Genomic DNA, 25,213 nt, shown 5'->3' with positions numbered 1-25,213 from the left:
TGTCAACGTTAGGTTGCAAATGCTATTTTTTAAGCTAGCAACCTTATTTTAACATATTTTATTATTAAAAATATGAAAAATGTGTTAAAGTATTAATTGGTGATAAAAATGATAAAGGAATTTCAAAAATTATTAAAAGAAAAGAATTTAAGCTATTATATTGTCCCTACTGATGATGATCATCAATCAGAAACAGTTGGAGACCATTTCCAATCACGTGCCTATTTAAGTGGCTTTACAGGGAGTGCTGGTATTTTGTTAGTGAAACAAGATGCTGCTTACTTATGGACAGATGGAAGATACTTCATTCAAGCTGCAAAACAACTTGAAGAGGGAATTACACTTATGAAGATGTCACAAAAAGGTGTCCCAACTCTGTTAGAGTTTTTAAGTCAGGATGTGCAACCTCATGACATCATTGCATTTGATGGTCAAACAATGAATGCACAATTTGTTTTAGATTTAGAAGAAGTGTTAGAAGATGTTGAACATGATATCGAATGTATAGATCTTTTAGATGAATTCTGGACTCAGCGTCCTGCTATGTCTTGTCAAAAAGCATACATCTATGATTTGAAGTACAATGGTTTATCTGCTCATGAGAAAATTGAAATTATTCAAGAGTACATGAAAGAAAACAATTGCACATCTCATATTGTCACTCCATTGGATGATATTGCTTGGATATTTAATCTTCGTGGTGGGGACATTCCTTGTTCTCCAACCGCCCTTGCTTTTGCATTAATTACACTTGATCAATCTTATCTTTATTTACAAAAAGAAGCATATGATCAATCTATGGTTGATGCTTACTTACAAGAACAGGTTATTATTAAGGATTATTATCAAATCTATCAAGATGTTATGAAATTAGAAGGTTCTGTATTATTAAATACTCAGCAGATCAATTACGAATTATTTAATTTGATTTCATGTGATATTGTTAATGGTATGAATCCTTCACAAGCTTTTAAAGCTATTAAAAATGATGTAGAGATTGAGAATACAAAAAATGCCCATATTAAAGATGGTGTTGCTATGACGAAATTCATGTATTGGTTAAAAAAGAATTATGGTAAAATTCCAATGGATGAAATCAGTATTTCAGATAAAGTGGCAGAATTGAGACAACAACAGGATTTATTTGTAGATTTGAGTTTTACAACAATTTGTGCATTTAATAAAAATGCAGCATTAATGCATTACCACGCTACACAAGAAGATCATTCAAAAGTTGAAGGTAATGGTTTCTTACTTATTGATAGTGGTGGGCAATATTTAGATGGGACAACTGATATTACAAGAACTTATGCATTAGGTCATATTTCTCCAATTCAAAAGAAACATTTTACAATGGTCTTGCAAGGCATGTTAGCATTACAGAATGCTCATTTCCTTTATGGAGCAACTGGCATTAGTTTAGATATTCTAGCAAGAACACCTATGTGGGAAGAAGATATTGATTATCAATGTGGTACTGGACATGGGGTTGGACATTTCTTAAATGTTCATGAAGGACCTCAGGGTATTCGTCCTCGCCCTCGCTTACAAGGCGAAGAATGTAAACTAGAAGCAGGTATGATTGTGACTGATGAACCTGGTATTTATTTAGAAGGACAATATGGTATCCGTATTGAAAATGAGTTGTTATGCGTTGATGGAGTAGAAAATGAATATGGTCAATTCATGCATTTTGATGTTTTGACTGTTGCTCCTATTGATTTAGATGCTATTGATGTTGAGATATTAACATATAAAGAAAAGAAATGGTTAAATGACTATCATCAACAAGTTTACAACAAAGTCTCTCCTTTCTTAAGTGAAGAAGAGAAAATATGGTTAAAAGAGTATACAAAAGAAATTTAGCAGATAAAAATCTGCTTTTTTCATGCAACCAAATATAACATAACTTGTTAATGGTGATTGGTGGATAAACATGAAAAGAAGAGTATACTTAAAACTATAGGGAGGTATGAAAAATATGATAAGTAAGAATTTAATGTTTCTAAGAAATGCACATCATTTTACACTAGAATATGTCGCAGAAAAAATAGGTGTTTCTAGACAAGCTGTTGCAAAGTGGGAAAATGGGGAGTCTATACCAGACTTAATGAATTCTATGGCACTTGCCAATCTTTATGGTGTCACTATTGATGATTTGGTACACCACGATCATGATAAAAAGGGATATGCTGTTCCACCTGTTGGCAAACATATCTTTGGAAATGTCACTGTTGGGGAACGTGGTCAAATTGTTATTCCTAAAAAAGCAAGAGATATCTTTGATTTTCAACCAGGTGAGAACTTAATTATTTTAGGTGATGAAGAACAAGGTGGTCTAGCTCTTGTGAAAAGTAGTACATTTATGAAGATGGCTGAAGATATTCTTGCTATGGGAGGTATCCAAAATGATAGCAATCAAGACAAATCATCTTTGTAAAAGTTATAAAAATTGTGATGCTGTTAAAAATTTGAATTTAGAAATTCAAGATGGTGAACTTTATTCCTTATTAGGTGTCAATGGTGCAGGAAAAACAACAACAATTAAAATGTTATCATGTTTGACTCAGCCAACGCAAGGATGTGCAACTATCTATGGATTTGACTTAATCAAAGATGCCCAAAATATTAAACAAATCATTAATGTTTCACCCCAAGAAACAGCTATTGCACCTATGTTAAGTGTTAAAGAAAATCTTGAGTTTATTTGTGAAATCTATGGTTTTTGTCAAAATCAAGCACAACAAAAAACTGTAGAAATTATGAAAGATTTACAATTATCACAAATAGCTAATCAAAGAGCTGGAACATTGTCAGGTGGATGGCAAAGACGCTTATCTATTGCAATGGCTTTGATTAGTGAACCTAAAATTCTCTTTTTAGATGAACCCACATTAGGTCTTGATGTGATTGCAAGAAGAGAGTTATGGGATTTTATCAAAAAACTAAAACAAAAGATGACGATTATTTTAACGACTCATTATTTAGAAGAAGCTGAAAACTTGAGTGATCATATTGGAATTATGAACCAAGGACAATTCATTATATCAGGAAGCGTAAAAGAATTATTGAAACAGGCAAATACTGATAATTTTGAGGATGCATTTATTCAATTGAGCCATCAGGAGGCACTATTATGAAAACTCTTATTTTTGCTAAACGTAATATGAAAGAAATTTCTCGGGATTTATTAAGTTTGTTTTTTGGAGTCGCTTTCCCAATTTTATTATTGTTATTATTAACACTTATTCAATCAAATATCCCTGGAGATGCTGGTCCATTTGCTATTGAGAAGTTAGCTCCTGGTATTGCTATCTTTAGTCTTTCCTTTGTATCACTTTTTTCTGGTTTATTAATTTCTAAAGATCGCTACAGTTCTTTTATGTTAAGATTAAAAAGTTCACCAATGAAAGCAAGTGATTTTATTTTTGGTTATATCTTGCCATTAATTCCTATGGCAATCATCCAAACAACTGTTTGCTTTCTATGTGCACTATGTTTAGGTTTAAAGGCTGATATATCAATTATTTATGCAATACTTGCATCACTTCCTGCTGCTCTTCTTTTTATAGGAATGGGGATTTTATGTGGCTCACTATTTAATGAAAAACAAGTTGGTGGTGCTTGTGGAGCTTTATTAACAAATATAAGTGCTTGGCTATCAGGAATATGGTTTGATGTTGCACTTGTTGGGGGATGGTTTGAAACAATAGCAAATGCTTTACCTTTTGTACATGCTGTCAATGTTGGAAGATTTATTATTGCTCATGATTATACACAGGTTTTCCCTGAACTCTTATGGGTAATAGGTTATACAATTGTTATTATTGGAGTATCAATATATATCTTTATGAAGAAAGTGAATCATTAAAGTAAAAAGTATGATCATGAGTTGTTTCTTAATGAAACATATTCATATCATACTTTTTTGTTTCTAACTGATTGAAAAAATCATCTGCCCATTTCTTCATCATTTCTGATGATTTCAAATGCAAGCTTCTTATGAACTTTGTTATAAAATAAATACCTAAAACAATCATTATTCCTGCGACTAAACATAACAGCCTATTTTCAATTGCTGTTAAAGTATCTAATATAACCAATGATGCATTTAAAGCACTGACTGCATTTATAATCTGTTTAAATTTATATTCTGGTAAAAAGAATCCCATGTACCCTAAAAACATAACGACAAAACCAGCATATTGCTGAGGAATTAAATATTGAAAGAAAATAAAAAAGATTATAATTCCAACTAAAGTTCCTACAAATCGATGTTTTATTCTTGTTAATGTTTCAGTAAATTCTAATTGCGTTAATGACATAACTACAATACTTATCCACAATGGCTTACTTATCTCAAATAAGCTTCCAATTAACATAGCTAGAGAGACTCCGAATGACATTCTTAAAAGATAACTTCGATTGACCTGACAGCGTAATATTTGCTGTCTCACCCTTATTTTACCACCATAACCATGACGATACCAATTCAAAACAACACAGCCACCAACAAATATTCCTCCAACAATACCAGCTGTAGCTCGCATTGGAAATTGACTCCAAGAAACAACAGTTGATTGACTAAAAACAAAACAAAGCAAAAAAGTAATATTGGTTTGATATTCAAGTGGTTCATTAGCCAAAAGTATAATTAAAGATAAAAAGATAAAATTACATCCAAAGGCTAACCACGGATTGACAGCACTTAACTGAGCTACAAACGTGCTTCCACCATACAATATGACAATAATCCAAAACATTGTCCATGGCTTTATATCAAGATTACACATTGGCAGCATCGTAAAACCAACACTAATAGCAACACCAAGCAGTGTATTTTCAACACCAAATAAAGTCTGAAATACGATAATAAAAGCTAAACTAATGAGAAAGCGAAAAGCATTATGAATAATCTTCCATAGAAGACTTTCTTTATTAATGAAACTCATTTTTATCATCCTTTCTATAATACTTGATTTTCAAAGTCTAATCTATTATGATAATAATATAGTAAATTATTATAGATAGTAAACTTTTATTTACTATTATATTCAAGTTATTCAGAATGTCAATAGGCATTCATATGGGAGGACACTATGAATAATACACTACATAAAAACATTATCCACATCTTACCACATTGGCATTATAAAGTAGAAAGAAGCATTAAACAAAATCAAAAACATAAAAATATGAGTTATGAAACTTATTTTTGTTTACTTATTTTAGAAAAAGATGGTCTTATGAAGATGAGTGAAATCGCTAAAAGATTACGCTTAAGCAAACAACATGCCACACAAATGATAGATAAACTTTATCAATATGAGCTCATTGAAAGACAAGATGATCCTAATGATCGTCGCAGTATTCTTATATGTATTAATAAAAATGGTCAACAATTTCTTAAAGAAAACCCTCTAGATACAACACCTTTACAAGAACAAATTCAACAACATCTTACCCCTCAAGAACAAGAAGAGTTTAATCAATCGATTGCAACCTTATTAAGATTACTTAAAAAATGGGATTAAAAAATTCAAGATTACTAATGTATTCTTGAATCAATCTTGTTTATTCTTCCTTATTTTTCTTTTCATTCATATATTTTTGAATATAGTCAAGAGTCCTATTTATTCTCTTCTTCACAGAACGTTCATGCATAAAATGAACTAATTTTCCTTTTGATGCACCTTTTGCAACATATTCTTCTTTATAAACAACTGTGAAATTTTCATCATCTTCTTGACGAATCTTATATGAAATAGTTGTTACACCATTATCACTTGTCACTTTCAGGCAATATTCATTTGGAACATCATATTTTACAATTTTAGCCTTAGCAATTGTTTCTTTTTTATTCATGATTTTCTTTTTATAAGAATATCCTTCTTTTAATTTTTCTTCTGCTATAGTTTTACCAGTTGAAGATAATATATCTTCTTTAATCCCCTCTATTAGAACATCAAAAAATTCTTTACATTTTCCATACATTTGTCTTTCTATTTGCATAATTTATACCTCATCTTTCCCTCATTAAATTCAAACTTTCTCATAAATTATTTCATTTTCCTTATTTATAATAATACGCTATTTTTATAAATAATCAATGTTAAGTACCCTAGCAAAATAGTTAACTGATTGAATAAAAGAAACCTCGATGACTTCCTTTTAAATTTGCAATATTCGAATTTTATCTAAAATGTCGATTCATTCCAATTTACATAACAATCCAACACTTGTTGCCCAATCACTTCATTTTTTCCTTCAATCTGATCAATTACAATCCTAGCAGCTTCAAGCCCTTCTTCAAAAGCTGGCTGAACAATAGTTGTAATACTAGGTGATGAGAAATTCACCCATTCCATATTATCAAAACCCATGAGTCCAAGTTGTGGCATATGTTTACGATGATATTTTAAAGCAATAAATACTGTTGGTAAAGCCCAGCAATTAGGCACAAACACTAATGTTTTTTTGTTTAAATCTAGCCGCTCATCAATAAAGTCAGCAATGACTTCTGGTTTCACCTGATCATTTTCAATAATCAATGTCTCATAATCTTTTTCATGGTCTGCTAAAGCATCTACAAAACCACTTGTTCTTTCTAATCTTGTACTAATTAATTGAGGATCAGCAGTAATCATATAGTATTTTTCATAACCTTTCTCAATACATCTGACTGTTGCATCATAAGTTGCTTCATAGTTATTTGTTTTGACCCACTTTGTTTTCATATCATACAATTTACTATCAAAGAAAACCATAGGTTTCCCTAAACTCTCTAATCTCTTTGATATCTTTCTAAATTGAGCAGTTGGTTGAATAATAAAGCCATCCACTCCCATTGATAACATTCTTTCTACATAGTTTTCTTCTCTTTGATGATTATAATCACTATTCCCTACAATAATCTGATATCCATTACGACTTGCTTCAGACTCTATACCTTTGACAATCTGATTAGAAAACGAATTTGTAATATCACCAATTAATATTCCTATTAATTTACTATTCTTAGAATTTAAACTTCTGGCGACAATACTTGGACAATAATTTGTTTCTCTTATTACCTGTTCAATTCTTTGTTTTGTTTCTTCAGACATTTTTTCTGTTTTTCCATTCAAATAGAAAGAAACAGTTGTTTTTGACGTTCCAGCCATTTCAGCAATATCTTTAATTGTGATTTTGCTTTTTTTCATCTCAATTACCTCTCTTTGAAGTTCATGTTATTATTTTAACACAACCAATCTATTTAGTAAACGTGTTTACTAAAGGGTTTTCATTGATTATAGCCATAAACTTCTATTTGTGTTATAGCAGCAAATACGGCCTTCTCATCAGCCTTTTTAAATTGATAAAATCTTATCCATTCGACATCTTCTTCATCAACAGAAAATGTTTGCACATGGGATACTTTTTGTAATGAAAAATGAGAACAATGATGATTTGAATATTCTAAACTGATATTTTGGAAATAACTATCATGAGGGAAATCCGCTCTTAAATAAATATGAATATCCTGAACATTCACCTTTCTTCCAAAATGAATTGTCAATGTTGCTTGAGGATTCTGCTGATAACTCCATGATGTAAAAGGCCAACGTCCATGTTCTGTATTAAAGGTTAGTCCATCAATAACATTTTTAGGCTGAAATACTGGTGATAATGAACAATCTTCTGAAGAAGTCGCATGTGGATAAACATTTAGTAAGTAAACTTGATCACTGGTATTTAGTGCTAAGTTCTGATAGGCATTGATTTGCTGATAACTTGCCTTTGATACTCTGATAAGATGTTTCTTGTTATAAAAAGCTTTGTAACTATAAGATTTTCTTTCATTTCCACAAGGAATAAAATATTGGAATATTCCTTCTTTGATATAAATCATAGATGATATTATTGCATCATCTACCTGTACATTTAAATAAACTGGGACTTGATCAGGATAAATACATATATGATCTCCTTCTACATATTCATTATTATAAAATAATATCAATTCATTTTCTCCATTTAATAACGCTTTCACTTGATCTTGATTTTTAATTTCTATCTTCATTCAATCTCTCCTTTATAGAAAAAGAAAGACATTAGTCTTTCTTATAAACTGGGTAATCAACAAAAGTTATATTATTCATTGCAACACCCTCTGTTTCAAATACAATAATTTGATTCATTCCTTTTTTTAATAATGGTCCTGGCAAGTATAGATATTCAATAGGTCCTCTTGACCAATATCTTCCTAAATGGAATCCATTGATAAAGATACATCCTTTACCTAATTGATGACAATCAATAAATGTATCTTGACATTCATCAACATTGAAAACAAATTCATAGAATGAAGGTGTATTTTCTTGCCAACCTTTATCAAAGTTAATATTTTCAATATTATTTAATGGTAAAGGATATTGTTGCCAATCTGTTTCAAAATGGATATCAACCATCACTCCAGAACGAATTCCTTTCTTTTGAGTTGGTGATAACAATTTATAACCATAGTTCACTCTACCCATATTCTCTACTAAAATAGAAAGTTCATTTGATTCAGCAAAATAGACTGGGAATTCTTTACCAATTTCTTCTTGATTTTGTGTGATAATATGTTCTCCATCCTTATAAACTTGAATACGATCACTTGCTTCTATGACTTTAACTTTTTCTTCTTGATGAAATCCTTTGACTTGTGTCTTATACAACACATATCCATATCCTTCCCCTAATTGTTCTAAAGTTTGAGGAAAAACACTTCTTTGACATTCTGATATATCTTCTAATGTTTCAAATAATGATACTTTTCTATTGAGTGGAATAGTTCCATAAGATTTTTTCTCTCGCATACGTGGTTCCATTTGCTGAATATCGGGAAACAATTCTTTCATTACTTTTTTAACACATTGATATTTTTCAGTTATGTCTCCTGCTTCAGTTAATAAAGCATCATAGTCATAAGATGTTACTTGTGGTAAATCTTTTTGTCCACGAGCTGAACATCCATTCATAAAACCAAAGTTTGTACCACCATGAAACATATAAAGATTGATACTCCCACGTGTTAGTAATTCCTTAACACAATTTGCCAAGTCTTGTGCATCTCTTGTGATAATTTCTTCACCCCAGCGATTGAACCAACCATCCCAAAATTCCATTGACATGAGTGGCCATTTCTTTTGATGATTTGCCATAAATTGTTCAAGGACATCTAGATTTTCATGAGAATGTGAACCAAAGTTTGCAGTGACAAGTACATCATCATCAATAAGACTTCCTGATTCTAATGCTTGTTGCCATGAGCCATCCGATGTAAACAATGGAACTTCTACACCTAAATCTAACATGATTTTCTTTAACTTTTTTAAATAAGTTTTATTATTAGAAAAAGATCCAAATTCATTTTCTACCTGCATCATAATAATAGGTCCACCCTGTGTTGATTGTAAAGATGTTAACATTGGTAAAAGAACTTCATAATAGTTTTTAACTTTTTCTAAATATCGAGGACAATCACTTCTTAAATGAAGATTATCATACGTTAATAACCAAGCAGGTAATCCCCCAAACTCCCACTCAGCACAAATATATGGAGATGGTCTCACAATCACCATCAATTCCATTTCTTGTGCTTTTTTAATAAATGAGACAACATCTTTAATACCCTGAAAATCAAATTCTCCCTCTTTAGGTTCATGTAAGTTCCAAGGTATATATGTTTCTACAGTATTAAAGCCTAGAGCTTTTAAATTATATAAACTATCTTCCCAATGTTTGGGAACAATTCTAAAATAATGAATCGCACCAGACAATATTTTTATGGGTTTCCCATCAACAATAAATTCATCCTTAATTTCAAATGTTTTCATATTCTCTCCTACCAGCATGTTTCCCACTCTGGATTTAATAAACGATAGATGGCTTCCATATAGAAGTAATCACCCCATAGGTTTTCTTCATCAACACCTTTATTTTCTGCATAAGCATAGACTCCATGTTTCAATAAACCTTCATAATCTTCATCACTTTGTGAAGTATAATTTGTTGACAAAGCATACAACATCCCTTCAGCAATCATTTTCGCATCACTACGATATCCTATTTTTTCTACTTCTAATAAACCACATGCTGCAATGGCAAGTGCTGAACTGTCTTTTGGTTCATGACTGGTATCATCAAAACATAAATCCCAATAAGGAACTAAGTCTTGAGGAATTTTATCAATAAAATATTCAAAAACAAATTCCCACTTCTTTTGATCATGGCTTCCCTGTATGATTCTTTCATGTAATGGGATTCCCAAAATAGCCCAAGCCTGTCCTCTTGCCCAACATGATTGATCGCTAAATCCCTGATGTGTTGCTCCATGATCAGGCTTTCCTGTTTCAGCATCAAAATAGAATGTATGATATGTTGATGCATCTTGACGAATAATATTGTTGATAACCTGCTGATAATGAGCATCAGCTTTTTGAGCATATTTCATATTTCCTGTAATTTTGCTAGCTTCATAAAGTAATGGTAAATTCATTAATGAATCTATAATCAAACGATATTCTTTGGGATCACCCAATTGTCCCCATGCTTGAATAAATTGTCCTTTTTCCTGAAATCTATCCAATAGTTTATTAGCAGCTATAATAATCGGTTTCTCAAGACTCTGATCATGAGTATCACGATAAATCATAACAAGTGATGGACTATAGAGAAAACCAATATCATGATGATCTAAGACAAAATGATTATTTAATCTTTGTTCAAAACTTTTGATATTTTCTTGAATAATGGCATAAAATTTCTCATTTTTTGTATATTGGTATGCCATCCATAACATACCTGTCCAAAAACCATTGGTCCAATCATCATTTGCCTTGAGACGATACTGATGATTGGTTGTACATGCTGATGGAAATTGATGTTGAAAACGTTCAATATTCTTTAATAGTTTCTCACAAATCCAATTCATTTCTTTTTGTAAAAATTTGCTATCTACATGCTGACTATATTGTTTATATTCCTGTATTATTTTCTCGTTCATTTGATCTCCTTTTGAAAAAGGCAATCATTTACATGTTTGCCTTTCATTGTTTAAAAGAAATTTTCAATACTGACATCTGGTTCATCTGGAACCATTTGAGCAGTCACTTTAATTCCTGATTGAAGTAATTTTTCAACAGCTGCTTTTTCATCTTCTGTCATACTAATTGACTTTTTATATTGAGTTGTTCCAGGGCGATTTGACATATTTCCAATATTCACTGGTAATAAATTAATCCCTGCTTCCATCATTTTCACTAAAATAACTGGTGATTTTACAACTAACATCACTCTTTGTCCAGCGTAATTCCCATTTTTAATGTTTGCAAGTGCTTTTTCAAATTGTAAAATTGAAGTATTTACTCCAGCAGGTGCAGCCATTCTTAATATTGATTTTTCTGTTTCATTCACAGCAACAGCGTCATCAATAATCATAATACGATTGACTTTTAATCCTGTTGCCCAACGTGTTGCCACTTGACCATGAATTAAGCGATCATCTACTCTAATGTGTACAAATCCTTCCATTTTCTCTTTCCTCCTGTTATGCAAAGATCATTAAGTTAAAGGCTAAGATTCCAAGAACAACCAGTAAAAGTGTCACTCTTGTTGAGTTCATTTTCTTTCTTCCTAATAACCAGTATGTTAATAATACCACCAAACATGGAGCAAGTGAAGGCATAATCTTATCAGCTAATTCCTGTACAGCAATAGATACTTCACCTTGTGTAAATGTATATGCAAATTTCGCATTGACAACCGAAGGAATTAAAGCCCCAATAACTGTTATACCTAAAACATTCGCTGCTTTTGTGATTTTCTTTAATTTGTTTCCTAATTCTCCAACAACTTTTGCACCTTCACGATATCTCATCTTAAAGAAAGATCTCATAAATCCCAAACGTAAGAATCCAAATGCAATCCATAAAATCAATGCCATTGGATTTCCTTCTAAAGCCATATAAGAAGCTAATGACCCAATGATAGTAGAAGGAATGACATGGAATAAAGTATCACCAATTCCTGCTAATGGACCCATCATACCTGTTTTTAATGAAGCTAAAGTTTCTACTGATTCAATACCTTTTTCTTCCTGTAATGCACAATCCAATCCTAAAACAATAGGAGCCATTGTATTGTTTGTATTAAAGAATTGCATTTCAACTTGTGCTGCTTTCTTTAAATCATCATCCTTTTTATATATTTTTTTAATCAATGGTAAAGTAGAGAAATAATATCCCAAACCTTGCATTTTTTCATAGTTCCATCCTGCGCCACCTAGAAAGTACCATCTCCAAAAGACTTTATTTGTTTCTTTGCTTAATTGCATTTTACTCATCACCCATACCTCCAGCATCTGTATTATTCACTGTAACTTGTTCACCATCTTCTGATTGGAAAATATATATAGCCATGGCTAAACCAACTAATGCCACACCAAATACTGGTACATTTAAATAAGCTGCTAATACAAATCCAATAATTAAGAATGTGATATTTTTTGCAACTGGTAAATATCTTAATAAAATCGCAATACCTAATGCTGGTAAAATACCACCTGCTGTTTTTAATCCACTCATTAACCATACAGGCATATAATCAACAACACCTTGTACGAATACTGATCCAAAGACAAGCGCTAAAAATACTGGCAACATTCTTGATAATGATTGCGGGATTAATCCAAGTAAGTTCATAAGTCCCGCCTTATCAAACTGTCCTTTTTCAACATAAGCTTCTGCCCTATGTTGAAAGTAAGTATTTGAGAATCTTGCCAAAACATCTAATTGAATCATTAATAATCCAATTGGGATCGCAAGTGTAACACCAAACTCTGCACCTTTTCCACTTTCAATTGCAAATGCAGTTCCTAATAATGCCCCTGTCATATAATCAGGAATAGAAGCCCCACCAAAGTTTCCTACCCCTAATACTAATAAGTTTAAAGTTCCTCCAACAATTAATCCTGTTTGAATATCTCCTAAAATTAAACCTGCAAAGAACCCAGCCATTGTTGGTTTCACAGTTCCAAACGTTGTATTGTTTCCATCATAAAATGAAAATCCAGCATAAATTGTTAATAAAGCAATTTGCCACCATTCTATTGTCATTTGTTAAATCCTCCCTATTCATCTTCATTTTCATTATTTTGGTTATATAAATCCATACAATCAATATTAAGTCTACTTGATTCCACAAAATCTTTTAATTCATTCTGATTGTTGATATCCAATTTCTTGAACAGTAGTTCTAAGACCAATGGAAGATTAACACCCACAATCACCTTTGCATGATCTTTTAATCCTAATCTTGATAAAATCAATTCTGCCTGATTAAAAGGTGTTCCTCCTTTTAAATCAGCTAAAACAATGCCTGTATCCTTTGATAACCATTCTTTTAAATAGTTTTCAAGTTCATCCGCAAAAACATCAACCCCTGCTTCAGTCAATTCAATCGTATGAATTTGACTGATATCTCCTACAATCATTTGAGCAGCGCTTGCTATTCCACTTGCAACACCCTGATGAGATACAATGAGTATATTCATAATTCCCTCCTTAGAATTTTTTGTTTACCGGTTTACTTACACATTCATTTTATAATCAAAAGAAAGCGTTGTCAATCATTTTTTAAAGAAATTAATTATCATGTTTTTGCAAAACAAAGACATATATAAGGATAGTATTTACGATTTTCACATTTGTTCATTCGTATTTTCTGTATTAATTCCATATTTCTTCTTGACAAAACCGGTTTACTAATTTATTATGGGATTGTACTGGTTTTGACTTACTGGTTCACCTCAATGAAGAAGTCCGGTTTACTTTTTATTCATTGAGGTATGACTTCAAAAAGAGGAGATGAAAATATGTCTAATTTTAATTTAAATCAATTTTCATTAACGGGTAAAGTGGCATTAGTCACTGGGGCGAGTTATGGGATTGGTTTTGCGATAGCTTCTGCTTATGCTAATGCAGGAGCAACCATTGTTTTTAATGATATCAATCATGAATTGGTTGATAAAGGATTAAAAGCTTATCAAGAAAATGGAATACAAGCACATGGATATGTGTGTGATGTCACTGATGAAGAAGCAGTGAATCATATGATTCATAAAATAGAAAATGACGTTGGTGTCATTGATATTCTTGTCAACAATGCAGGAATTATTAAGCGAATTCCAATGTGTGATATGAGTGCAGATGATTTTAGAAAGGTGATTGATGTTGATTTAAACGCTCCTTTTATTTTATCAAAAGCTGTCATTCCTTCGATGATTAAAAAAGGGCATGGAAAGATTATTAATATCTGTTCTATGATGAGTGAACTTGGTCGTGAGACAGTGAGTGCCTATGCGGCAGCTAAAGGTGGATTAAAGATGTTAACTCGTAATATTGCATCTGAATATGGAGAATTCAATATTCAATGTAATGGTATTGGTCCAGGTTATATTGCAACACCTCAAACAGCACCTTTAAGAGAATTACAGGAAGATGGCAGTAGACATCCATTTGATCAATTCATTATTTCTAAAACACCTGCTGCACGTTGGGGTAATCCAGAAGATTTAATGGGACCTGCAATTTTTTTAGCAAGTGATGCAAGTGATTTTGTAAATGGTCATGTTTTATATGTAGATGGTGGTATTTTGGCCTATATTGGTAAACAGCCACAATAAGAAAGGACAAGAGAATATGAGAATTGCTTTAATTAATGAAAATAGTCAAGCAGCAAAGAATGCTATTATTTATGAGAGTTTAAAGAGTGTAGCTGATGAAAAAGGATATGAGGTTTTTAATTATGGAATGTATGGAAAAGATGGAGAGAGTCAATTAACATATGTTCAAAATGGTTTACTAGCCGCTATTTTATTAAATGCTAAGGCTGTAGATTTTGTTGTAACTGGTTGTGGAACTGGTGAAGGGGCTATGGTTGCTTTAAATAGTTTTCCAGGTGTTGTTTGTGGTTTAGCAGTTGAACCTACAGATGCTTATTTATTTTCACAAATCAATGGTGGAAATGCCTTATCTATTCCTTATGCGAAAGGTTTTGGGTGGGGTGCTGAATTAAATTTAAGATTAATGTTTGAAAGACTATTTGCTGAAGAGATGGGTGGTGGATATCCGAAAGAAAGAGTTATCCCAGAACAAAGAAATGCTCGTATCTTAAATGATATTAAAAAAATTACACATACTGATATGTTAACAATCTTAAAAGAAATTGATCAGGATTTCTTAAAAGAAACGATTGCTGGAGAAAAATTTAAAGATTATTTCTTTGCCAATTGTCAAGATCAAGAGATTGCTGATTATATTCAATCAGTATTATAAGATGTTATTACGTGATTTAGGCGTCCGTCATCTTGATTTCCTCTCACTTTTAAAAAACAAAGCCGATCACTGTAATAGAAATAACTGTCATCAATTTGGTGGCAGTTTTTTGAAAGGAATATGAAATATGAAGAAAATATTATTTTTTGGTGAACCACTTATCAGAATTACACCTTCTTTCTATGAGAAGTTAAATGACAAAACGAATTGTACACTTTATTATGGCGGTTCTGAAATCAATATTGCTAGAAATATGAGTGCTTTTGGTATAGATACTGCAATATTCACTGGATTACCAGAGCATGAAGTTGGGAATTCATTTATTGATTTCTTAAAACAATCACAAATTGATTCAAATAATATTCAAAGATGTGGAGAGCGTATTGGTCTTTATTATTTAATCAATGGTTACGGTGTCAGAAATAGCGAAGTTTATTACGATCGACAACATACCAGTATTAATGATATTGATATACAAAATATTGATATGAATCAATTATTCAATGGCATTACGCATTTTCATTTTAGCGGCATAACGATTGCTATTTCTCAGCATGTTAGAGATATTTTACAAGTTTTATTAGAAGAAGCAAAGAAAAGAGAAATCATTATTTCAATCGATTTAAACTTACGTACAAAGATGATTTCTATTGAAGATGCAAAAAAAGAGTTTAGTCACTTTGCCAAATATGCAGATTATTGTTTTGGAATTGATCCATTAATGAAAGATGAAAACGATCTTACAATGTTTGATCGTCAACATGCTACAGAAAAAACAATTGAAAAACGTATGCAGGAATTACAAGCGGCATATCAGTTTAAGGCTATTTTTCATACCATTAGAAATGTTGATGAGAACATGATTAACTCGTATGAAGCATATGCTTATGACCATCACCTTTATCATTCAGTAATCTTAAAAACAGCATTATTGGAACGTGTGGGTAGTGGTGATGCTTTTGTAGCAGGACTTTTATACCAAATCATGAATCAAGAAAATTTACAAGAAACAATTGACTTTGCAGTCGCATCAGGAACTTACAAATGTGTAGTCATTGGTGATAACATGTATGAAAATAGTCAAACAATTTATCGTTTATTAGAAAATCATTCAGAAATTTCAAGATAAGGAGAAAAGAATTATGACAAAATCAGAAATTATTCTTGAATTAAAAAAGCAAGGTGTTGTCGCAGTGATAAGAGGATATAGCTTTGAAGAAGGATATCAGGCATCAAAAGCTTGCATTCAAGGAGAATTAAAAGCTATTGAAGTCGCTTATACAAATAATAGTGCCAATGAAATTATTAAACAATTAAATAAAGATTATATAAACAAGAACCATATTCTGATTGGTGCTGGTTCTGTACTAGATGCTGAAACAGCGAGACTTGCAATAATTTCAGGTGCTAAATACATTGTTTCCCCTTCCTTTAATAAGGAGACCGCAACAATGTGTAATCGTTATGGTGTTCCCTATATTCCAGGGTGTATGACAATTCGAGAAATTGTTGAAGCAATGGAAGCAGGTAGTGAGATTATTAAATTATTTCCAGGAAGTACTTTTGGTCCACAATATATCAAAGCGATTAAAAGTCCATTACCCCAAGTTTCATTAATGGTAACAGGTGGTGTCAATCTTAAAAATGCACATGAATGGTTTGAAGCTGGTGTTGATGCAATTGGTATTGGTGGAGAATTGAATCAGCTTGCCAGTCACAGTCAATATGAACAAATCACAAAGATTGCAAATGAATACACAAAAATAAAAGGAACCTCTTATTGAGATTCCAATGCAGCTTTTGATAGCTGCTTTTTTTGATTTAAACGATGATTTGTCCATCTTCTTAAGAGCTCATATATAACAGAGAATGTTGGTAATCCAAAGATCATCCCTGGTATTCCAAACAAACCGCCACCAGCACTTACTGCAAACAGAACCCATAAGGCAGATAGTCCAACAGAATTTCCCACAACATGTGGATAAATTAAATTAGATTCAAATTGTTGTAATAAAGTGCTAAATATTAAGAAAATAACTGCTTTCATTGGTGAAACAAAGACAATTAAAACTGATGAAATGAATGCTCCAATGATTGGACCAAAGTATGGAATAATATTGGTAAAACCAATAACAACAGCTGCGATTGATGCATATGGAATATCTAATAATATACAACCAATATAACATAAAACTCCAATAATCACTGACTCTGTTAATTGTCCAGCCAAGAAATTCTCAAATGTAGATGAAGTTAATTGAGCTACATCTGTTGCATGATAAAACTGTTTTTCTGTTAAAAATGCTTTTCCCACTCTTTTGACTTGTCGCATTAATTTATCTTTAGAAAAAAGCATGTATATTGCCATAACAAATCCCATAAAAATATTAATAACACCAGTTGTAAAATGTGATACGCCTAAAGCTATCCCTGGTACCCAAGTTGATAACTTAGATAAGATAGTTTGACCCAATGTTTGTTGGAACTCTTCAACTTTTGTCATAATATCAGGAGATATTTTGACTTCTTTTAAGAAATAATTTAACCATTCTTCAATTTGTTTAAAAATTTCTGGTAAATTATCAATAAGAGTTCTAACATTTTCTATAACTTGTGGTAAAACAACCATAATGACAATTGCAATAACCAACATAACTAATAATACTGACAATATTGCAGATATTAGTTTTCTTGTTTTATCATTCTCAATAGGCAATTTCTTAATAAAATATTTCATTGGAATATTAAAGATAAAAGCTAAAATAAAACCTATAATAAACGGCTTTATAATACTTATTAATGTTCCTATAAAACTCATAATTGTTCCAAAATTCATTAAACATAAGATTAATATAGCAATATAGGTAACAAGTATTATCATATTCTTTAATGTTAAATCTCGCATCTTGTCTGTTGTTCTCATTGTACCACCTCTTTTTATTAGTATAGTCAAATATTATGTCTTTTATATGAAGAAATGGCTATTATTAACAATAGCCATTATTCTAAAATAAACTTTTTCATGAAGACTTCTTTTTTCTCTAATGTTCGAAATAAATACGCTCCAATCATTAAGACTGCAAATTCTCCAATAAATACATAAAATGCATTGATGACAAATGGTAAATTAAGAACAAAGTACAATTCAGCACCAACAATCAATCCATTCACAATTGCACCAAATAATCCTGCAATGTAAATATTTTTAATTTTATATACACCTAAACATGTAATTGCAGTAGCTAATGTTCCAAAACACATATCTGCCAATCCTAATGGTGACGGTAAATTAGCTAAAAAACAACCAATAATTAAACCTGGTATATATTTCTTGTTATAGAATGCTAGAAATATTAATATTTCAGAAATTCTAAATTGAATTCCTCCATAAGCAATACTTGAACATGCAATTGTTAGTGCTGCATAAACACAAGCAATCATAGCATTGATTGCAACTTCTTTAACTCCATTATTCATTTAAGTTCCTCCTCTTCTAAAATACAGTTAGAAGTCAGACATGAAAAAAGATGGCAGAGCCACCATTCTTTCATGTCCTTAGTTTTTTATACTGGGTTTGGCTCTCGAACCAGTGCAATCATTCTAGCATATCAAAATGATGTTTGCAACCTTAGATATGATATTCCCATCCATGATCACCATGATAAATCATACGTTTGCTCATACCTCCATCTACAACAAATGTTTCACCTGTGATAAACCCTGCATCTTCACTACATAAAAACATTACCATTCTAGCAATATCTATTGGCTTTCCTACTCTTCCTACTGGAATTGCAGTTTCATCTTCTTTAGAAAAACTTTCTGTATCATTGACATCAATCCATCCTGGAGCAATACAGTTTACTCGTACTTGCCCTGACAAAGAAATCGCCAAAGCATGTGTTAATGCAACAATACCACCTTTGGCACTTGTATATGATTCTGTATTTGGTTCGGATTGAAAAGCACGTGATGAAGCAATATTAATAATAGAACCCTTGTTTTTCTTTAATTCATCTTGACATTGCAAACTCAAATAATAAGGTGCTGTTACTCCAATAGATAATGATTTTTGAAATTCCTGGTAATTACATTGATTTAATATTCCTTGGTGTGACACACAAGCATTATTCACAAGAACATCTATTCTTTCTAATTTCTCTTTACAAAAACAAATAAATTGATTTAAATCATCTTCTAAAGAAACATCACCATGAAAAAAGAAAACAGATTCACTTACCAATGACTTTCCATAATCTGCATTGATATCAATAAAACAGACCTTTGCTCCTTCTCTCACAAACTCTTCAATAATAGCTTTTCCAATACCATGACCTCCTCCAGTCACAACAACACCATAATTTTTATATTTCATTAAATCACCATCCTTTCCAATATTTTATCATAGATAAGGGATAAAACAATTAATAGCTTTTAGCAAATAATTATAGATGAAATATTTGCTTTATGCTATAATAGTCACATGGAATAATCATAACGGTAGGTGGTTATGCTTTGGTCAATAGATAGAGATTGGAAACTCTGTTGATATAGATATCTCATTAGAGAAATTTGAAACAACGGAGGTGGTAAAACATGAGCGATTATGAAATGTTATCTTTAATGATGGCTATTATCGCAGTCATTGTCAAACTACTCCTTGAAATTATAAAAGGAAACAAAAAATAACTACCATGGTCCTAGGAAAACTTTGGTAGTTATTTTAACCATCAAATCCAAGGCATAACCGTCTACTGATTATTCCTTTCATTTATATTATAACCAATTTTTAATAAATATCAACCATTTTATGCAATAAGCAAATATATAATTTACATATTGATTCTAATTTTCAAAAATTATACAAGATATAACACTCTAACAAAGTAAATAAAAAACGTTTTTGCAACAAGAATTTATTTTTTATGATATTGTCTATTAATAGGCAACATTATGAATATAATGAATGTTATAACATCCTTTTGCTCTGATATTTATCCTGCTATATAAGCATCTTTAAATCCTTCGTGAATATTTCCACTCACAATAATGACATGTCCATAAAACATATCATCATCGTTATAGAACAATTCAAAGTCACCTTCTAGTGATACACACACTTCACTAATGACCATCCGTTTTGCAAAATCTTCATGAGTGATTTCTAAATCATTTTCCTCTGCCCATTCATTCGCTAACTCAGTTAATTCATCAGCTGCATATTCTCTTGCCTTTTGATCCCATACTTCACCGTTCGCCATTAATTCTTGGAAAGTTTTTAAAGTCTCATCAGCTGTTTCAATTCCTTCACCATCAGTATCTAAATGAATATAACATTCTTCATGATTCCAATTTCCTTCACCACTAAATATTCCTAATGATTTATCTAATATTAATTTTTGACAACCTTGAGGATGAATAGAAACTTCTTTTTGATATTCCTTTAAAACATCTTCTAATTGTGCATTATGACAATTCCTTTTTTTCACATCAACAAGCATAAGCCAATGACCTTTTTCAAAAGTATCATGTGTATATTCATTTTCATAGGGTAAAGATTCTCGAACTATAAGTTGATAGATTTTTTGACCTTTAAGATTATAAATCTTTTTACTACTGCGACATTCTTTATCATTGACTAACCATTCTATACCTCTTTTCCCCTCAAACAATTCTCCACTTCTTACATCAATATACGCTAAAATAGTTATAGATGCAGTCCAATATTCATCTTGCCCTGATCTTCCTGCTGACATTTCTCCTTCTGTAACAACAATCATTTCTTTTATTTCTTTATCAAATCTCTCCTCAAATTTTTTAATTTCTGAAGATTGTTTCTTAAATAAACTCATTCTAACATTCTCCTTATGCCCCATTATTAGATATATTATAACATAGATTAATCTGTTGTTTATATAGAGAACAAAAGAAAAGGTATAGACTAGCTATACCTTTATAATTCTTCACCATTTGTTTCAATGACTTTTTGATACCAATAATAAGAATCTTTTGGAATTCTATTTAATGTTCCATAGTTTTCATCTTCTTCTCTATCAACATAAACAAATCCATATCTCTTTTGATATCCATTAAGCCAGCTTAATAAATCAGTATAAGACCAAGTACAATATGCTAAGACTTGACACCCATCATCACAAGCTTTCTTTAACTCTTCAATATGTGCTTTTAAATAAGCAATACGATAAGGATCATGAACTTGTCCATCTTCAACTTTATCAAATGCACCTAAACCATTTTCAGAAATGACTATTGGTAAATCATAACGTGATGTAATATCACGACAGCACATTCTTAGTCCCATTGGATCAATTGTCCAATCCCAATCTGTTGTTGGTAAGAAGTCATTGGCTGGATTTTTATATAATCCAGGAACACCTTGGACTTGAGCTGTTCCTTTCTTTCCAGTTGTATTCATAGCATTACTCATACCGACACCATCAATTGGATTGTATTCAGCTACACAAGTTTGATAATAATTCACACCCATAAAATTAACCAAAGCTGCTGCTTTACGCAATGTTTCCATATCACCATCTTGAATATCTGGTGTCACGCCCATAGTTTCTAAATATGCCCACGCACTTCTTGGATAACGTCCATAAGCATAAATATCCATCCACCAATAATTTTGTAAATCATCATAATCTGCTTTTGCCATTGCATTTTCAGGTTTTCTATCAAATGCATAACAAGGACTATACGCAAAACTTGCACCAACTTTTGCATCAGGATAAAGTTCTTTTAATGCAAGTACAGCACCTGCATGTGCCATATTGGCATGATGATTCACTTGATAGAATGTTTTCATATCATTTTCTTTTCCTGGTGGATGCATTCCTTTTAACCAACCAAATGATGTGAAAATATTTTGTTCATTCATTGTAATCCAATATTTAACACGATCTCCATATCTTTTAAATAATGTTGTTGCATAGTTCACATAATCATCAACAATACGACGATTTTCCCAACCATGATATTCTTCTTCTAATGCTTGTGGCATATCCCAATGATAAACAGTCACCATTGGTTCAATTCCATATTTAATTAATTCATTAATGAGATCATCATAGAATGACAAACCTGCTTCATTTATCTCACCATTACCATTTGGATAAATTCTCGCCCATGCAATTGAAAAACGATAAGTCTTAAGACCCATATCAGCCATTAACTTGACATCCTCTTTAAAACGATGATAATGATCAACGGCCTTATCTCCAGTTGTTGCCTTAAATGTCTTACCTGGAATTCTCACAAACTTATCCCAGTTAGTAACACCTTTACCATCTGCATCCCAACCACCTTCTACTTGATAAGCAGCAGATGCACTTCCCCATAGAAAGTCTTTAGGGAATCCTTTTGTTTCTTTAAAATACATAGATTTCCTCCTTTGCTTTATATATTTTCATTCATAAACTCAATGAGAGATAATGAATAAGAATCTTCTTTATCTTTTAAATCATATAAATGTTCTTCTTTAATTGGAAATAACAACTTGTTTGATGCATCATGGTTATATAATGGGAAAACCATTTGAAAAGGAACGTCCTTATCATTTTTAGAATGGACATAAACAGTTGGTATAACATTTTTCTTTACCATATCAACCGTATTCATCTTCTTAATATCACTCTTCAATTCATCTTTAATCACTTTACGAATAATTGGTCCAGCTACAAATTTAGTAACCTTCATTTCCTTTTGACAACGCATTGCTAAATAATTATAAACTGTATCATAAGCACCTTCACTGATAATTAAATCCACATTTTTTAACTTTCCTAAACCAGAAGTATTTAAAATTGTGTTGGCACCCATTCCCTGACCATACATAATGATACGATGATCTTGCCCATACTTTTGGAGAACATAAGTATTAAAATACATCAAATCAAAAACATCACGATATCCAAACCCTCGAATATACCCATCACTTAATCCATGAGCATTCGCATCTATCATCAAAATATTTTCATCTGGAAATACTGATTGAAAATAATCAACGACAGCCTGCAAAGAATGTGCAGAATTTAATAGAGCATGCAAACAAATAATTGTTCTTTTTGCTTGTGGTTTCTCAATTAAATAAGCTTGCAAGAACATTCCTTTATGATTCTTAATCTTAACTTTACTTGCACCAATATCTTCATACCAATTACCTTGATCATCTTTACTTAAATGTTCACGATAAAGCATCTTTTTAGCAAATTGATTTGCTAATGCCAGCCCAGCAGTAAGGGTTGATGCAGTAAGAGTTGATGCAACAGCACTTCCAACAACGAATTTCTTTTTCATTTATACCACTCCTTAAAATTATCCATCAGGATTCTATTTATATTCATAACTTGTTCAAAGGAACTTAAACGATAATTATCACTACCCATTCTTGCAGCAAAATATTGAATAGCTGTAACTAATTCCTCTCTTACCTTTGGTCTTATTTCCAAAGGAAAAGACTCAATTGGGAAACATGTAAAGATAAATGTATTATAATCTTCATGGAATAAATCAAGTAAAACTTGATACCCTTCAGATTGCACTAAGGAATTCCCTAAAGCTAAGTCAAGATCGTGATTTGCAAATGTTAACATATTATTAATCACATCTCTTAATACTTTTAAAACAACAGCATAATATTGTTCAAAATCATTATGAAAAATATAATAGATATAAGAGAAGACTAAATTAACATTTTCCCTTTCTTCATCCTTATCATTCAAGACTAACTCTTCTTTTAAAGCCTTTATCATTGCACTTGTTACTCTATATTGAGATAAAATCATTGATCCAAAATCTGTCATAATTGCAAATGAAAATCTTGAATTTAAACAAAGTGTATGAACTGCTTCAAATAATTCTTTAGGTACATTTTTATAGAATTTATCTAAATTTTCATAAACAATACGAACAATCTCTCGGATATAATATAAATGATACTGATATTCTGTATCTAAATATTTTGAATTTGTTCCATCCCATTCATATTGATAAAGAACACTCTTTAATAATAAGTTTACTGAATCAATAAATTGTTTATAATTCTTATTATCTAAATGAATCTTTAAACAGGGAATAAATATTTTATAATATTCATCCATTGTTTTTTGATTACTTCCTTGATGATATTTCATATAATTTAAAATATCACAAAAATCAATTGGTTCTAACACCGTTAACTGTGTAGATATTGTTTTGATATAATTTTCATACAAGGAATAATGCAAAGTACTTTTATAATCAAATTTTTTAATAATGCGATTAACAGCATCTTTTACAATATAAAGTTTTTCTTGTTCATGCAGATCTTCAGAAAAAGTATAAGTCAAATGATCTTTACATTGAATCTCTACATAAATATCAATTTGTCTAAAGTTTTGATCAAGCATATAATAATGATTCTTAAATTTATATTCTTCAGCTCGATACCCACTATGAAAACGATACTTTCCAACATAATGAGACTCATTTTCATCTAAAAAATCTTGCATTATTTTTGTATCAAAAACCATATGTCACTCTCCTATTCTCTATGAGCAGACTGGAAACGAGGCAGGAAATTATTCCTTACATATTGAACTGCAATCGCTCTAATATTCTCTTTTGAATAATCTCCACCCATCATTAATGATGTATCCATGATTTCCTCTGTTAAAGTTGTTAATTCGTGATCTGATAAAACTATATTTTCTAAAGCAATTGTTGTTTTTACTATTTCTTTACAATCATCTATGTATTCTTTTTTATTAATATCTGTTACATGTTCCATGATTATCACTCCTTGTTTATTATTATACCATGATTATATGTCTTTTTTGTAAATTTATAAA

At 31.2% G+C, this 25,213-nt stretch carries 27 protein-coding genes and 1 riboswitch; of the genes, 9 read left to right on the top strand and 18 right to left on the bottom strand.

Annotated features, from left to right (window positions below; genetic code table 11):
• The first annotated feature begins 108 nt into the window (after positions 1–108).
• The 4 genes from GQF29_RS10210 (at position 109) to GQF29_RS10195 (ending at position 3,871) form a co-directional block, all read left to right on the top strand.
• Positions 109–1,866 (top strand): aminopeptidase P family protein, encoded by a 1,758-nt coding sequence (locus tag GQF29_RS10210; RefSeq protein ID WP_017143947.1) that lies wholly within the window; start codon positions 109–111, stop codon positions 1,864–1,866.
• 115 nt (positions 1,867–1,981) lie between these two features.
• A complete protein-coding gene (locus GQF29_RS10205) occupies positions 1,982–2,440 on the top strand; it encodes a helix-turn-helix domain-containing protein (RefSeq protein WP_017143948.1) in 459 nt (152 codons plus the stop codon).
• Complete coding sequence (locus tag GQF29_RS10200; protein WP_008787213.1) at positions 2,409–3,140, top strand: ABC transporter ATP-binding protein; 732 nt, start codon at positions 2,409–2,411, stop codon at positions 3,138–3,140. The genes GQF29_RS10205 and GQF29_RS10200 overlap by 32 nt, the downstream gene beginning before the upstream one ends.
• A complete protein-coding gene (locus GQF29_RS10195) occupies positions 3,137–3,871 on the top strand; it encodes an ABC transporter permease (protein WP_008787212.1) in 735 nt (244 codons plus the stop codon). The genes GQF29_RS10200 and GQF29_RS10195 overlap by 4 nt, the downstream gene beginning before the upstream one ends.
• Positions 3,872–3,899: 28 nt before the next feature.
• On the opposite strand, the gene GQF29_RS10190 is transcribed toward GQF29_RS10195, so the two are convergent.
• Positions 3,900–4,952, bottom strand: coding sequence for an FUSC family protein (locus tag GQF29_RS10190; RefSeq protein ID WP_008787211.1), 1,053 nt, complete (start codon positions 4,950–4,952; stop codon positions 3,900–3,902).
• A 147-nt stretch (positions 4,953–5,099) separates the two neighbouring features.
• Here GQF29_RS10190 and GQF29_RS10185 point away from each other — a divergent pair, with 147 nt between their 5' ends.
• Positions 5,100–5,534, top strand: coding sequence for a MarR family winged helix-turn-helix transcriptional regulator (locus GQF29_RS10185; protein WP_008787210.1), 435 nt, complete (start codon positions 5,100–5,102; stop codon positions 5,532–5,534).
• Positions 5,535–5,574: 40 nt separating this feature from the next.
• Here the strand turns inward: GQF29_RS10185 and GQF29_RS10180 are convergent, their stop codons facing one another.
• From GQF29_RS10180 to GQF29_RS10140, 9 genes are all read right to left on the bottom strand, one after another.
• Positions 5,575–6,012 (bottom strand): DUF3284 domain-containing protein, encoded by a 438-nt coding sequence (locus tag GQF29_RS10180; RefSeq protein ID WP_008787209.1) that lies wholly within the window; start codon positions 6,010–6,012, stop codon positions 5,575–5,577.
• Between the two features lie 185 nt (positions 6,013–6,197).
• Positions 6,198–7,202 carry a LacI family DNA-binding transcriptional regulator gene (locus tag GQF29_RS10175; RefSeq protein ID WP_008787208.1) on the bottom strand — a complete coding sequence of 335 codons (1,005 nt, stop codon included), beginning with the start codon at positions 7,200–7,202 and terminating at the stop codon, positions 6,198–6,200.
• A gap of 80 nt (positions 7,203–7,282) precedes the next feature.
• The gene (locus tag GQF29_RS10170; RefSeq protein WP_008787207.1) at positions 7,283–8,062 is read right to left on the bottom strand and encodes a hypothetical protein; all 780 of its coding nucleotides are present in this window, start codon (positions 8,060–8,062) and stop codon (positions 7,283–7,285) included.
• A 31-nt stretch (positions 8,063–8,093) separates the two neighbouring features.
• Complete coding sequence (locus GQF29_RS10165; protein ID WP_008787206.1) at positions 8,094–9,863, bottom strand: glycoside hydrolase family 35 protein; 1,770 nt, start codon at positions 9,861–9,863, stop codon at positions 8,094–8,096.
• Between the two features lie 8 nt (positions 9,864–9,871).
• On the bottom strand, positions 9,872–11,032 hold the full coding sequence (locus tag GQF29_RS10160) for a glycoside hydrolase family 88 protein (protein ID WP_008787205.1): 1,161 nt from the start codon (positions 11,030–11,032) through the stop codon (positions 9,872–9,874).
• Between the two features lie 50 nt (positions 11,033–11,082).
• Positions 11,083–11,559, bottom strand: coding sequence for a PTS sugar transporter subunit IIB (locus tag GQF29_RS10155; RefSeq protein ID WP_008787204.1), 477 nt, complete (start codon positions 11,557–11,559; stop codon positions 11,083–11,085).
• 16 nt (positions 11,560–11,575) lie between these two features.
• Positions 11,576–12,370, bottom strand: coding sequence for a PTS system mannose/fructose/sorbose family transporter subunit IID (locus GQF29_RS10150; protein WP_017143949.1), 795 nt, complete (start codon positions 12,368–12,370; stop codon positions 11,576–11,578).
• The gene (locus tag GQF29_RS10145) at positions 12,363–13,142 is read right to left on the bottom strand and encodes a PTS mannose/fructose/sorbose/N-acetylgalactosamine transporter subunit IIC (RefSeq protein ID WP_008787202.1); all 780 of its coding nucleotides are present in this window, start codon (positions 13,140–13,142) and stop codon (positions 12,363–12,365) included. Before GQF29_RS10145 ends, GQF29_RS10150 begins: the two co-directional genes overlap by 8 nt.
• A gap of 14 nt (positions 13,143–13,156) precedes the next feature.
• Positions 13,157–13,579 carry a PTS sugar transporter subunit IIA gene (locus GQF29_RS10140; RefSeq protein WP_008787201.1) on the bottom strand — a complete coding sequence of 141 codons (423 nt, stop codon included), beginning with the start codon at positions 13,577–13,579 and terminating at the stop codon, positions 13,157–13,159.
• Positions 13,580–13,900: 321 nt separating this feature from the next.
• On the opposite strand from GQF29_RS10140, the gene GQF29_RS10135 reads away from it, so the two are divergent.
• The 4 genes from GQF29_RS10135 to GQF29_RS10120 all read left to right on the top strand — a co-directional run bounded on the left by GQF29_RS10135 (position 13,901) and on the right by GQF29_RS10120 (position 17,146).
• The gene (locus GQF29_RS10135; RefSeq protein WP_008787200.1) at positions 13,901–14,710 is read left to right on the top strand and encodes a gluconate 5-dehydrogenase; all 810 of its coding nucleotides are present in this window, start codon (positions 13,901–13,903) and stop codon (positions 14,708–14,710) included.
• A gap of 16 nt (positions 14,711–14,726) precedes the next feature.
• Complete coding sequence (locus GQF29_RS10130; protein WP_008787199.1) at positions 14,727–15,362, top strand: RpiB/LacA/LacB family sugar-phosphate isomerase; 636 nt, start codon at positions 14,727–14,729, stop codon at positions 15,360–15,362.
• 127 nt (positions 15,363–15,489) lie between these two features.
• On the top strand, positions 15,490–16,491 hold the full coding sequence (locus GQF29_RS10125; protein ID WP_008787198.1) for a sugar kinase: 1,002 nt from the start codon (positions 15,490–15,492) through the stop codon (positions 16,489–16,491).
• Positions 16,492–16,504: 13 nt separating this feature from the next.
• A complete protein-coding gene (locus GQF29_RS10120; RefSeq protein ID WP_008787197.1) occupies positions 16,505–17,146 on the top strand; it encodes a bifunctional 2-keto-4-hydroxyglutarate aldolase/2-keto-3-deoxy-6-phosphogluconate aldolase in 642 nt (213 codons plus the stop codon).
• Here the strand turns inward: GQF29_RS10120 and GQF29_RS10115 are convergent.
• The 8 genes from GQF29_RS10115 to GQF29_RS10080 form a co-directional block, all read right to left on the bottom strand.
• Positions 17,140–18,285: an AI-2E family transporter gene (locus tag GQF29_RS10115; protein WP_008787196.1), complete on the bottom strand. Its 1,146-nt coding sequence runs from the start codon at positions 18,283–18,285 to the stop codon at positions 17,140–17,142. The genes GQF29_RS10120 and GQF29_RS10115 overlap by 7 nt on opposite strands.
• A gap of 77 nt (positions 18,286–18,362) precedes the next feature.
• On the bottom strand, positions 18,363–18,839 hold the full coding sequence (locus GQF29_RS10110) for a QueT transporter family protein (RefSeq protein ID WP_008787195.1): 477 nt from the start codon (positions 18,837–18,839) through the stop codon (positions 18,363–18,365).
• A gap of 72 nt (positions 18,840–18,911) precedes the next feature.
• A riboswitch (PreQ1 riboswitch) is annotated at positions 18,912–18,958 on the bottom strand.
• Positions 18,959–18,990: 32 nt separating this feature from the next.
• The gene (locus GQF29_RS10105; RefSeq protein WP_008787194.1) at positions 18,991–19,737 is read right to left on the bottom strand and encodes an SDR family oxidoreductase; all 747 of its coding nucleotides are present in this window, start codon (positions 19,735–19,737) and stop codon (positions 18,991–18,993) included.
• Between the two features lie 619 nt (positions 19,738–20,356).
• On the bottom strand, positions 20,357–21,214 hold the full coding sequence (locus tag GQF29_RS10100; protein WP_008787193.1) for a DUF2262 domain-containing protein: 858 nt from the start codon (positions 21,212–21,214) through the stop codon (positions 20,357–20,359).
• A gap of 101 nt (positions 21,215–21,315) precedes the next feature.
• Positions 21,316–22,764, bottom strand: coding sequence for a glycoside hydrolase family 1 protein (locus tag GQF29_RS10095; protein ID WP_008787192.1), 1,449 nt, complete (start codon positions 22,762–22,764; stop codon positions 21,316–21,318).
• A 17-nt stretch (positions 22,765–22,781) separates the two neighbouring features.
• Entirely contained in the window at positions 22,782–23,681 is a 900-nt protein-coding gene (locus GQF29_RS10090; protein WP_008787191.1) for an alpha/beta hydrolase, read from the bottom strand.
• Positions 23,678–24,895, bottom strand: a complete 1,218-nt coding sequence (locus GQF29_RS10085; protein ID WP_008787190.1) for a hypothetical protein — start codon at positions 24,893–24,895, stop codon at positions 23,678–23,680. Before GQF29_RS10085 ends, GQF29_RS10090 begins: the two co-directional genes overlap by 4 nt.
• Before the next feature lie 11 nt (positions 24,896–24,906).
• Positions 24,907–25,152, bottom strand: coding sequence for a hypothetical protein (locus tag GQF29_RS10080; protein WP_008787189.1), 246 nt, complete (start codon positions 25,150–25,152; stop codon positions 24,907–24,909).
• Positions 25,153–25,213 lie beyond the last annotated feature (61 nt).

This window comes from Coprobacillus cateniformis (assembly GCF_009767585.1).
In the GTDB taxonomy this organism is placed as follows: Bacteria; Bacillota_I; Bacilli_A; order Erysipelotrichales; family Coprobacillaceae; genus Coprobacillus; species Coprobacillus cateniformis.
The sequence above is the reverse complement of the archived record's forward strand: the minus strand, read 5'-3'. Positions and strand labels throughout refer to the sequence as shown.